Source organism: Microbacterium sp. JB110, assembly GCF_003335195.1.
GTDB lineage: Bacteria > Actinomycetota > Actinomycetes > Actinomycetales > Microbacteriaceae > Microbacterium.
The window spans coordinates 447,501-459,013 of record NZ_QPGM01000001.1 but is presented as its reverse complement, the minus strand read 5'-3'; the positions used below and the strand labels follow the sequence as shown (position 1 = coordinate 459,013).

General features: G+C 67.3%; 11 protein-coding genes and 1 tRNA gene. 8 read left to right on the top strand and 4 right to left on the bottom strand.

Going from position 1 to position 11,513, the window contains the following annotated elements; genetic code table 11:
* Window positions 1-2 precede the first annotated feature (2 nt).
* From leuA to CIK77_RS02135, 4 genes are all read left to right on the top strand, one after another.
* The gene (leuA, locus tag CIK77_RS02150; RefSeq protein ID WP_087055352.1) at window positions 3-1,754 is read left to right on the top strand and encodes a 2-isopropylmalate synthase; all 1,752 of its coding nucleotides are present in this window, start codon (window positions 3-5) and stop codon (window positions 1,752-1,754) included.
* Window positions 1,755-1,877: 123 nt separating this feature from the next.
* Window positions 1,878-2,615 carry a DNA repair protein RecO gene (recO, locus tag CIK77_RS02145; protein WP_087055353.1) on the top strand — a complete coding sequence of 246 codons (738 nt, stop codon included), beginning with the start codon at window positions 1,878-1,880 and terminating at the stop codon, window positions 2,613-2,615.
* Window positions 2,612-3,445 carry an isoprenyl transferase gene (locus tag CIK77_RS02140; protein WP_087055354.1) on the top strand — a complete coding sequence of 278 codons (834 nt, stop codon included), beginning with the start codon at window positions 2,612-2,614 and terminating at the stop codon, window positions 3,443-3,445. The genes recO and CIK77_RS02140 overlap by 4 nt, the downstream gene beginning before the upstream one ends.
* A gap of 73 nt (window positions 3,446-3,518) precedes the next feature.
* A complete protein-coding gene (locus CIK77_RS02135) occupies window positions 3,519-4,445 on the top strand; it encodes an alpha/beta hydrolase (protein WP_087055355.1) in 927 nt (308 codons plus the stop codon).
* Between the two features lie 52 nt (window positions 4,446-4,497).
* Here the strand turns inward: CIK77_RS02135 and CIK77_RS02130 are convergent, their stop codons facing one another.
* Window positions 4,498-4,995, bottom strand: a complete 498-nt coding sequence (locus tag CIK77_RS02130) for a glutathione peroxidase (RefSeq protein ID WP_087055356.1) — start codon at window positions 4,993-4,995, stop codon at window positions 4,498-4,500.
* A gap of 128 nt (window positions 4,996-5,123) precedes the next feature.
* Here CIK77_RS02130 and dusB point away from each other — a divergent pair, with 128 nt between their 5' ends.
* From dusB to dnaG, 3 genes are read left to right on the top strand one after another with little or no spacing between them, the layout of a single operon-like run.
* Window positions 5,124-6,308, top strand: coding sequence for a tRNA dihydrouridine synthase DusB (dusB, locus tag CIK77_RS02125; RefSeq protein ID WP_087055357.1), 1,185 nt, complete (start codon window positions 5,124-5,126; stop codon window positions 6,306-6,308).
* A gap of 10 nt (window positions 6,309-6,318) precedes the next feature.
* Window positions 6,319-7,638: a deoxyguanosinetriphosphate triphosphohydrolase gene (locus tag CIK77_RS02120; RefSeq protein ID WP_087055723.1), complete on the top strand. Its 1,320-nt coding sequence runs from the start codon at window positions 6,319-6,321 to the stop codon at window positions 7,636-7,638.
* Window positions 7,639-7,641: 3 nt separating this feature from the next.
* Window positions 7,642-9,510, top strand: a complete 1,869-nt coding sequence (dnaG, locus tag CIK77_RS02115) for a DNA primase (protein ID WP_087055358.1) — start codon at window positions 7,642-7,644, stop codon at window positions 9,508-9,510.
* Window positions 9,511-9,557: 47 nt separating this feature from the next.
* Here the strand turns inward: dnaG and CIK77_RS02110 are convergent.
* Both CIK77_RS02110 and CIK77_RS02105 read right to left on the bottom strand, forming a co-directional pair.
* Window positions 9,558-9,629 (bottom strand) — tRNA-Asn (locus CIK77_RS02110).
* A 94-nt stretch (window positions 9,630-9,723) separates the two neighbouring features.
* On the bottom strand, window positions 9,724-10,506 hold the full coding sequence (locus tag CIK77_RS02105) for an ATP-binding cassette domain-containing protein (protein ID WP_087055359.1): 783 nt from the start codon (window positions 10,504-10,506) through the stop codon (window positions 9,724-9,726).
* Window positions 10,507-10,652: 146 nt separating this feature from the next.
* Here CIK77_RS02105 and CIK77_RS02100 point away from each other — a divergent pair, with 146 nt between their 5' ends.
* Window positions 10,653-10,835 (top strand): antitoxin, encoded by a 183-nt coding sequence (locus CIK77_RS02100; protein ID WP_170934163.1) that lies wholly within the window; start codon window positions 10,653-10,655, stop codon window positions 10,833-10,835.
* A gap of 76 nt (window positions 10,836-10,911) precedes the next feature.
* On the opposite strand, the gene def is transcribed toward CIK77_RS02100, so the two are convergent.
* Window positions 10,912-11,478 carry a peptide deformylase gene (def, locus tag CIK77_RS02095; RefSeq protein WP_087055361.1) on the bottom strand — a complete coding sequence of 189 codons (567 nt, stop codon included), beginning with the start codon at window positions 11,476-11,478 and terminating at the stop codon, window positions 10,912-10,914.
* Window positions 11,479-11,513 lie beyond the last annotated feature (35 nt).

Genomic DNA, 11,513 nt, shown 5'->3' with positions numbered 1-11,513 from the left:
CCATGAAGAACAATCAGAAGCCATCGGCGATGCCGGTGCACAAGTACGTGCCGTTCCACGAACAGATCACGGTCGATCTGCCCGACCGCACCTGGCCGTCCAAACGCATCGAGAAGGCGCCCCGCTGGTGCGCCGTCGATCTGCGCGACGGCAACCAGGCCCTGATCGACCCGATGGATCCGCAGCGCAAGCGCGTGATGTTCGATCTGCTCGTCGGAATGGGCTACAAGGAGATCGAAGTCGGGTTTCCCTCGGCGAGCCAGACTGACTTCGATTTCGTGCGCAGCCTGATCGACGAGGGCGCCATTCCGGATGACGTGACCATCCAGGTGCTGACGCAGGCGCGCGAGCACCTGATCGCCCGCACCTACGAGTCGATCGCCGGCGCGAAGCAGGCCATCGTGCACCTGTACAACTCGACCAGCGTGCTGCAGCGCGAGGTGGTGTTCCGCACCGACAAGCAGGGCATCATCGACATCGCGCTGGAGGGAGCGCGCATCTGCAAGAAGTACGAGGCGACGATCCCAGAGACCAACGTCTTCTACGAGTACTCACCCGAGTCATACACCGGGACCGAGCTCGAGTTCGCCGTCGAGATCTGCAACCAGGTGATGACGGTGCTGCAGCCGACGCCGGAGCGCAACATCATCCTCAACCTGCCGGCCACGGTGGAGATGGCCACGCCCAACGTGTACGCCGACTCGATCGAGTGGATGAGCCGGCACCTCGACAATCGCGAGAACGTCATCCTGTCGCTGCACCCGCACAACGACCGCGGCACGGCGATCGCCGCATCGGAGCTGGGCTACATGGCAGGCGCCGACCGCATCGAGGGCTGCCTGTTCGGCAACGGCGAGCGCACAGGCAACGTCGACCTGGTCGCGCTGGGTGTCAACCTGTTCACGCAGGGCGTCGACCCGCAGATCGACTTCAGTGACATCGACCAGATCAAGCGCACCGCCGAGTACTGCAACCAGCTGCCAGTGCACGAGCGGAGCCCGTGGGCCGGCGATCTTGTCTTCACGGCATTCAGCGGATCGCATCAGGATGCGATCAAGAAGGGCTTCGAGTCGATGGACGCCAGGGCCGAGGCCGCAGGCGTCTCGGTGGACGACATCAGCTGGGGCGTGCCGTACCTGCCGGTCGACCCGAAGGACCTGGGTCGCTCGTACGAGGCGGTCATCAGGGTCAACTCCCAGTCGGGCAAGGGCGGTGTCGCGTACCTGCTGAAGACCGATCGCCACCTCGACCTGCCGCGCAAGCTGCAGATCGAGTTCTCCGGCGTCGTGCAGTCGCGCACGGACAGCGACGGCGGCGAAGTCTCCAGCGACCAGATCTGGCACATCTTCCAGGACGAGTACCTGCCGGCCGACAGTTCGGACGCGCGTTGGGGTCGGTTCGAGATCATCTCCACAGAGACCCGCAGCTCGGGAAGCGACGTCACCCTCGAGGTGACGCTGCGAGACGGTGAAGAGCAGCGCACCGTCACCGGAACCGGCAACGGGCCGATCGCGGCCTTCCTCGAGGTGCTGCGTGAGGCAGGGCGCGAGGTCACGCTGTACGACTACGTCGAGCACGCGATGTCCGCATCCGGCGACGCACAGGCAGCGGCCTACGTCGACCTGCAGATCGATGACCAGCGACTGTGGGGCGTCGGTGTCGACGGCGACATCTCGATGGCATCGCTGAAGGCGATCGTCTCGGCCGTCAACCGGACCATCAGGGCCCGCGAGGACCACCTCGTCGCCGCCTGAGGAACCGCGCCGACAGCCGCTCAGGTACGGCGATTCGCCGCTGTCAACCGGTCGAAGCGGCGAGTTGCCGCACCTGAGCGACGGATGCGGCCCTGCGCAGGGACTGCGGATTAAGCTGGGGGAGTGCCGACCTATCGAGACGAGGCCGTCGTGCTTCGCACCCACAAACTGGGGGAGGCCGACCGCATCGTGACGCTCCTGTCGCGACAGCACGGCAAGGTCCGTGCTGTCGCGAAGGGGGTCAGGCGCACCTCGTCGAAGTTCGGTGCACGGCTGGAGCCCTTCATGGTCGTGGACGCGCAGTTCTACGCCGGGCGCAGCCTCGATATCGTGCAGCAGGCGGATTCGATCGGTTCCTACGGCGCGGTGATCGCAAACGACTACGACCGGTACACCGCGGCCAGCGCGATGGTGGAGGCCGCTGACCGCATCGCCGAAGCCGAGTCCGGCGCGCAGCAGTACTACCTGCTGGTCGGCGCGCTGCGCTCGCTCTCGCGCGGCGAGCATCCGCCCGCGGCGATCCAGACGTCCTACCTCCTTCGGGCGATGGCGCTGTCCGGATGGGCCCCAGCCCTCGATGAGTGCGCACGGTGCGCCGCTCCCGGGCCGCACAGTGCGTTCGTCGCGCAACTGGGCGGCAGCGTCTGCGGGAACTGCGCTCCCGCAGGAAGCCCGAAGGCACAGGAGAAGTCCCTCGTGATGCTGCGGGCACTGCTCGCAGGGGACTGGGGCGCGGTCGACGAGGCACCTGAGGCCGATCTGCACAGTGCATCCGGCCTCGCGAACGCCTACGTGCAGCACCATCTCGAGCGAGGCATCCGCGCCTTCAGCCAGACCGGACGCCGCGGAGGCGCACGATGACGAAGCCGTACACGCACCGCGACGCCGTCGCGTTCCGCCCGCTCGACTGGACGGGACTGTATCCGACGCCCTTCGCCGGCCCCGTGCCGAACCACGTGGCCATCGTGATGGACGGCAACGGTCGCTGGGCCAACAAACGCGGGATGAGCCGGATCGAAGGCCACCAGGCGGGGGAGGAGGTGCTGCTCGACGTCGTGGCGGGTGCGATCCAGGCCGGTGTGAAGCATCTGTCCGTCTACGCGTTCTCGACGGAGAACTGGCGCCGCTCACCGGATGAGGTGCGCTTCCTGATGGGCTTCAACCGGGACGTCCTGCACCGGCGCCGCGACCAGCTCAACGAGTGGGGAGTGCGGGTGCGCTGGGCGGGGCGCGAGCCGCGGCTGTGGCGCAGCGTGATCAAAGAGCTGCGGTACGCGGAGGAGCTCACGCGCGGCAATGATGTGCTCACGCTGACGATGTGCGTCAACTACGGCGGACGCAACGAGATCGTCGACGCCGTCAGACGGATCGCCGACGACGTCGCGGCCGGCCGCATGAAGCCGTCGGGTGTGAACGAGAAGACGCTGCGCCGGTACACCTACATCCCCGACATGCCGGACGTCGACCTGTTCGTGCGATCCAGCGGCGAGCAGCGCACCTCGAACTTCCTGCTCTGGCAGGCGGCGTATGCCGAGATGGTGTTCCTCGACACGCTGTGGCCGGATTTCTCACGCGAGAACCTGTGGGAGGCCATCCGGGTCTTCCACTCCCGCGATCGCCGCTTCGGCGGGGCGGTGGACGCGCCGCGCGACAGGCAGGCGCGCGGGACCGAGGGCGGTATCGCACGCTGATGGGTGACCCGGAGCCGTTTCGCCCGCAGATCGACGCTCAGCACCAGCGTGTGCGCCGGTACGGTGAGGAAGCATGAGAACAGAGACGATTCCCCTCCGCGAGGGGCGCGACGACGTCACCATGACCACCTACATCCTCGACGACTCGGCGTCGATGCTCGGTGGAGCATCGCGCCCCGCCGTTCTCATCCTGCCCGGCGGCGGCTATCTGAGCTGTTCCGACCGCGAAGCCGAGCCCATTGCCATGGCGTTCGCTTCGCTCGGCTATCACGCGTTCGTGCTGCGCTACTCGGTGTACGGCGACGCCGACCCGACGCGGCCGCTCGAGCCGCGTGAGCGCTCGCAGTTCCCGCATCCGCTCGTCGACGTCGGGCTCGCGATGCGCGAGATCCGCACGCGGTCGGGGGAATGGCTCGTCGACGTAGACCGGATCGCCGTGTGCGGCTTCTCGGCGGGCGGCCACAATGCGGCCATGTACGCCACGCACTGGGACAAGCCGGTGATCACAGGGGCCGCGGGTGAGGGCCTGCGCCCTGCGGCACTCATCGCCTGCTACGCCATCACCGATTACATCGACGTCGCCGAAAGGACCCACGAGGCGGGCGAACTCGAACAGGCTGTGCGCGGCGCAGCGGCGGTCGCATATCTCGGCACGACCGAGCCGTCGCAGGAAGCACTCATCGCCGCGAGCCCCGCACGCATGGCTGATGCGAACACGCCTCCCTCCTTCATCTGGGGCACGGCGGGCGACACTCTCGTCCCGGCGCGACACAGCATGTACTTCGCCACGCGCCTCGCCGACGTGGGCGTGCCGTACGAGCTGCACGTGTACGAGGAGGGCCGACACGGTCTGTCGCTGGCGACGCAGGCAACGGCCGGTTCGCGCGGTGACATGGATGTACGGGCCGCCGACTGGTTCCGTCAGGCTTCCTCATGGCTCGAGCGTCGGTTCGCACTCGATGTGCCTGACCTCTCGGCTTGGGAACGCTCACGCGCCTGACCGCCGCTGCGGTGCGCTGACGCGTGTTCAGCTGCTGCGGTGAGGCGGAGCGCTATTCGCTCAGTGCCCCCTCGATGGCGGCGATCACGGTGGAGTCATCCGGGGCCGTACGGGGACGGAACCGGGTGACCGCACCGTCGGGGGTGACGAGGAACTTCTCGAAGTTCCACGCAACGCGGCCGGCCTTGCCTTCGGCGTCTTCGGTGTTCTTCAGCGCTTTGTAGAGCGGGTGCGCGTTCCTGCCGTTCACCTTGACCTTGTCGGCGACTGGGAACGACACCCCCCACGTCGTCGCACAGTAGTCGAGGATCTCGTCGATCGAGCCGGGTTCCTGCCCCATGAACTGGTTGCACGGGAAGCCCAGCACGGTGAGCCCCTTCTCCCCGTATGTGCGCTGCAACTGCTCCAACTGCTCGTACTGGGGCGTGAGACCGCACTTCGACGCGACGTTCACGACCAGCACGGGGCCATCGGAGAGGTCGCCGAGCGTCTTGGTCTCACCCGTGGCCGTGTCGAATGGAATGCTGCGCACATCGAGTACTTCGCTCATACGGCCCAGCCTACGCCCGCGAGTCATCGTCGGCTCGGCGCGCTGCGGAACCGATCAGGACGGAGCGGCCCATCCACAGCCGCAGACAGCACGGTCGCCTCACACGTCGCTTCTGGAAGAATGGACGGATGACCACCGCGCTGACCGAACCGCATGCTGCGGCCCCGGCGAACCCGACGGGCGGGCCGCTGAAGATCGGCCCGCTCTCGATCGACGTTCCCGTGGTGCTCGCTCCGATGGCAGGCATCACCAACACGGCATTCCGACGCCTGTGCCGCGAGTACGGTGCAGGCCTCTACGTCAGCGAGATGATCACGACCCGCGCCCTGGTCGAACGCAACCCGGTCACGATGCGCCTCATCCAGCATCACGAGTCCGAGACGCCGCGTTCGATTCAGCTCTACGGCGTCGACCCCGAGTACACGGGGAAGGCCGCGCGCATCATCGCGGAGGAGAATCACGCCGACCACATCGACCTCAACTTCGGTTGCCCCGTGCCGAAGGTCACGCGCAAGGGCGGCGGAGCGGCGCTGCCGTGGAAGCTCGACCTGTTCCGCGACATCGTGAAGGCCGCAGTCGACGGTGCCGGCGATCTGCCCGTGACGGTCAAGATGCGCAAAGGCATCGATGACGACCACCTCACCTTCCTCGACGCCGGCCGCATCGCGGAGGACGTCGGCGCGAAAGCCGTCGCCCTGCACGCCCGCACGGCTGGCGAGTTCTATTCGGGCCACGCCGACTGGTCCGCCATCGCCGAGCTGAAACAGGCGGTCACCTCGATCCCCGTGCTCGGCAACGGCGACATCTGGAGCGCGGACGACGCCGTCCGGATGGTCGAAGAGACCGGATGCGACGGCGTCGTCGTCGGCCGGGGCTGCCTCGGGCGCCCATGGCTGTTCGGCGAGCTCGCACGGGCCTTCGGCGGCGAGGGCACCTCCGTGAATGCCACGCTCGCCTTCGTCGCGCAGGCGTTCAAGCGCCACGCCGAGCTCCTCGTGGAGTTCTTCGAGAGCGAGGACCGCGGCTGCCGCGACGTGCGAAAGCACGCCTCGTGGTACTTCAAGGGGTACCCGATCGGCGGCGATCTGCGCGGGCAGTTCTCGCAGGTCACGTCGCTGGACCACATCGACGAGCTCATCTCCCAGCTCGACCTCGACGCTCCGTACCCGGGTGCGCCGGCGGAAGGGCAGCGCGGGCGGTCCGGCCGCCCGAAGCGACCCGTGCTGCCCGAGGGCTGGCTAGACTCGCGAGGGATGGCCGCAGACGCGACCAGCGAACTTCAGGAAGCGGAGCTGGACACCAGTGGGGGATGAGCTGACCCGGATGAGGCCTGCCGGATACACGGACGAAGACGCAGAGCGCTTCCATCCGGAACAGCACCGTTCCGAACGCGACAGCTTCGCGCGCGACCGCGCTCGAGTGCTCCACTCCGCGGGCCTTCGGCGGCTGGCGGCGAAGACGCAGGTGCTCAGCCCCGCCAGCCCTGCCGATTTCGCACGCAACCGGCTGACGCACTCGCTCGAGGTCGCGCAGGTCGGCCGCGAGATCGGCAGCTCGCTCGACATCGCCGCCGATGTCGTCGACACCGCGTGCCTGAGCCACGATCTCGGCCACCCGCCGTTCGGACACAACGGAGAACGCGCGCTCAACACCTGGGCCGGCGACGTCGGAGGCTTCGAGGGCAACGCCCAGAGCCTGCGCATTCTGACGCGCCTGGAGGCCAAGATCGTCGGCGACGGGCGCTCGCACGGCCTCAACCTCACGCGCGCCTCGCTCGACGCCGTCTGCAAGTACCCGTGGACCGTCGATGATCCCGTGCCCGACCCCGGCGGCCGCCTCAAGTTCGGTGTCTATCCAGAAGACGAAGACGTGTTCGCGTGGATGCGGCAGGATGCCCCGTACCGGAAGCGCTGCATCGAAGCCGAGGTGATGGATCTCTGCGACGACATCGCCTACTCCGTGCACGATTTCGAGGATGCGCTGCTGAACGGCTACCTCGACCTCCGGCTCATCAACGATCCGGTCGAGCATCACCCGATGGTGGGACGCATCCAGCAGTGGGTCGGCTACGACTTCTCCCGTGAGGAGCTCGCCGACGGCCTGTACCGCCTCACCCATCAGCCGATGTGGCTGAGAAGGTTCGACCGCTCGCGCTCCGACATCGGCCGACTGAAGAACCTCACCAGCGACCTGATCGGCCGCTTCGCCACCGAGAGCGTGAAGGCCACCCGCGAGGCATACCCGCAGGAGTCGCTCACGCGCTACCGTGCCAGTGTCATCGTTCCGCGCGAGGTCGAGGTGGAGATCGCGGTGCTCAAGGGCATCATGGGCGCGACGGTCGCGAGCCTCGACACCCGCCGCGGCATCTACGAGGAGCAGCGCCGGGTGCTGGAGCGCCTCGCGAACACACTGCTGTCGACCGACACGCTGTTCTCCTCCGGCGCCGACCAGCTCGATCCGGAGTTCGCCGCCGACTTCGCGGACGCGACGAGCGATGCCGAACGCAAGCGGGTCATCGTCGACCAAGTCGCGAGCCTGACCGATCAGACGGCGCTCTCGTGGCACAACCGGCTGGTGGGCCCCATCGACCCCGAGGAGGTCGGCATCTGGGCTCCTCGCCCCTCCGAGCTGGCGGAGGTGTAGCCCGTGCCGCGCATTCGACAGGCCGACGTCGAAGAGGTCAAGTCACGCACGAACATCGCCGACGTGATCGGCGAGCGCGTCGCTCTGAAGACTGCAGGCATCGGCTCGATGAAGGGCCTGTGCCCGTTCCACGACGAGAAGTCACCCAGCTTCCACGTGCGGCCGCAGCACGGTTACTACCACTGCTTCGGGTGCGGCGAATCCGGCGACGTGTACAGCTTTCTGCGCGAGATGGACCACATGTCGTTCACCGAGGCCGTCGAGCGTCTCGCCGCGCGCATCGGCTTCCCCCTGCACTACGAGGAGGGCGGCGGCCCAGCACCCGAGACGAGCGGCAGGTCACGGCTGCTCGCGGTGAACAAAGCAGCGGCCGACTACTTCCGCTCGCAGCTCGGCTCACCCGGCGCCGAGATCGCGCGTCGTTTTCTGGGGGAGCGGGGCTTCGATCCTGCTGCGGCCGCACATTTCGGCGTCGGCTTCGCACCCCAGGGGTGGGATCACATGCTGAAGGCTCTCGGTCAGCAGGGTTTCACTCGTGAGGAGATGATCGCCGCCGGCGTGGTCTCGCAGAACCAGCGAGGCGGCGTCTACGACCGATTCCGCGGGCGCGTCGTGTGGCCCATCCGCGACGTCACCGGTCAGACCATCGGGTTCGGCGCGCGCAGGCTCTTCGACGACGACAAGGGTCCGAAGTACCTGAACACGCCAGAGACCGCCGTGTACAAGAAGAACCAGGTGCTGTACGGGCTCGACTTGGCCAAGCGAGACATCTCGCGCGGCGAGCCGAAGCGCGTGGTCGTCGTCGAGGGATACACCGACGTGATGGCATGCCACCTCGCAGGCATCACCACCGCGATCGCGACGTGCGGTACGGCGTTCGGGTCGGAGCACGTCACCGTGCTGCGACGTGTGATGGGCGATGACTCCGCCAACGGCGAGGTCATCTTCACCTTCGATCCGGATGAGGCGGGCCAGAAGGCGGCCGTGCGCGCCTTCGCGGAGGAGAAGCGGTTCAACGCCCAGTCCTACGTTGCCGTGGCCCCGGACGGCCTCGACCCGTGCGACCTCCGCCTGCAGCGTGGCGACAGCGCCGTGAAGGGCCTCATCGAGCAGAAGAAGCCGATGTTCGAGTTCATGATCGACCGGCGGATCTCCGGGTTCGACCTCGCGACGGTCGAGGGCAGGGTCGGTGCACTGCGTTCGGGCGCTCCTATCGTCGCGGAGATCCGGGATCGACTGCTGCGCCCCGGCTACGAGCGCGTCCTGGCACTTCGCCTCGGCATGGATCCGGCCGACGTGCACCGCGAGGTCGAGGGTGCCGCGCGCCAGGCGCGTCGCACTGCGTCCCAGCCGCAGCGCACCTACGGTGCGGAGCAGGTGCCAGAGCAGCAGGTCGCAGCCCCCGCGGTGACACTCGGCTCGCTCCCGCCCACACCGCAGAACGCGCGCGAGCGCGACGCCCTCACCGGCTTCCTGCAGTACGGCCATCGGGTCGATCCGGAGCTGTTCGTCAGGGCGCTCGCCGTGCCGTTCCATCATCCGGCACTGGAAGGCGTGCGCGTGACACTGGAGGGAACCGATCGGACCAAGCCCGGATGGGCGCTGACGGTCGTCGAGACCGCACCGTCCGCCTACGCGACACTGGCCGGCGAGCTCTTGGCGCGCGACTTCCCCGCACGTGACGAAGAGCACGCGGTCAGCTCGATCAACGACCTGGCCAGGCAGCTCATCATCGGAGCGCTCCTGGCGCAGAAGAATCAGCTGCTCGGGGCGATCCAGCGCGTGCCGGCCGATTCCGAGGAGGGCAGAGCGCTGCGCATGCAGCTGCGCGACCTCGACGCACAGAAGGCGCGCCTCACCCTCGACGACTGAGAGGCGGCACGAGAAAGGCCCCCACCCCTGAGGGTGAGGGCCGTCTGCTCCCCGGGTTGGACTCGAACCAACAACCTATCGGTTAACAGCCGATTGCTCTGCCATTGAGCTACCGGGGAATACTCCGTGGAGCACGCCGCCGCGATCGCGGCAACTCGTCCAGCTTAGCAAATGATCCGGAGGGAGAACGACTCGTGACACGCCCCGGGCGCGTCACGAGATCGAGAGCGTTCCGTCGACCTGGGCATCCGGCGTCCACTGCACGTCGTCGCTGGTTCCGATCGCCACGACGTGTCCGCCGCGCAGCTGCATCCGGTCGGCGCGCAGCTCCCGCGCCAGATAGGGGTCATTGCTGACGATCAGCGAGGCCATGTTCCACTCGGCGCGGCGTTTCACGATGGCATCGAAGACTGTGTGGCGCACCTCGAGGTCGAGATTCGCCAGCGGCTCGTCGGCGACGAACAGCTGCGGGTCGAGGACGAGTGCGCGAGCGATCGCGACGCGCTGTCGCATGCCGGCGCTGAGTTCGTACGGGAAGCGGTCCGTGGCGCCCAGTGGGAGCTGCACCTCATCGAGCAGTGCCGCGATGCGCAGGTCGAGTGCGCGCCCGGATGCGCGACGGTCGCGGGAGAGGATCGGCTCGGCGATGATCTCGGCGACGTTGAGGCGCGGGGGAAGGTTCGCTCCCGCGCTCTGCGGCAAGTATCCGGCGCGGTACGTCAGAATGCGGTGCCCGCGACCGGGCTTGCGCACGTTCACTCCGCACACGGTGGCCTCGCCGCCAGCCACCTTGCGGGTGTCGTCTCGTTCTCCTGCGAGCACGGACACGAGACTCGATTTGCCGGAACCCGTCGGCCCGCTGATGCACATGGTGCCGCCCCAGGCAAGAGTGAATGAGACGCCGTCTGCGGCTCTGATCGTCGGCCCTCGCCCTGAACGTCCGACGCTGAGATCGCGACAGGTGATCGCAGCGTCTGGATGGTCTTCGATGCGCATTCCTCCATCCTGCCCCACGAAGAGCGCCCCGTGGTGGTCACCGCCCGCCGGCGAGTGCGAAATTCACTCTGGACATCGGAGCGTCGGCATTGCAAACTAGCGGCAAGCGGCCGATGAGCCGACCATCGAGAGCAAGGGGGTTGTCTGTGGGAATCGACGATATCGCTGGCAAGGCGAAGGGCTTTCTCAACTCCGACAAGGCAGAAGAGATCAGCGACCAGGTACTCGATGGGGCTGAAGGCCTCGCAAACAAGGTCACAGGTGACAAGTTCGCCGACAAGGTCGAGGGCGCACGCGATGCGGCTGACGACAAGATCGGCAACGAGTAACCTTCGCACTTGACGCGAACAGGTCCCTCGCTCGGTTTCCGAGCGAGGGACTCTTGCTGTGTGCTGACTCCTGGGGTCAGCCCTCGAGGTCGTCGATGCCGGGTGTCCAGGCCCGGCCCGGCTTGCCCCAGCCACGCTTCTTCGAGATCTTCTGCGCGGTCTTCCAATCGCGGTCGGAGACCCGATCGAGGTAGATGATCCCGTCGAGGTGGTCGAACTCGTGCTGCATGATGCGCGCGCGCCATCCGTCGACGTCGATGCGCACCGCATCACCGCGCACGTCGATGCCCGTCACGATCACACGATCGGAACGGCGCAGCGGGAACCTCTCACCGGGAAAGGAGAGACATCCCTCCGACTCCTCGTCCTCATCCGGGTGACCGGGCTCTGGGGGCGTCATGAACAGCTCCGGGTTCAGGATCTCCCCGCGCCACGGCCTGCCGTCGTCGTCTTCGAATGAATACACGTAGATGCGCAGGGCGACCCCGACCTGGGGTGCGGCGAGCCCGACGCCTGGCGCGGCGTCCATGGTCTCGTACATGTCGGAGACGAGGGCACGGATCTCGTCGGTGATCTCTGCGACCTCGTCGGCGGGTGCGTGGAGGACGGGATCGCCCCAGATGCGAATGGGAAGAACTGCCATTGCTTCAGCGTAGACGCGCCGGTTCGGAGAACAGT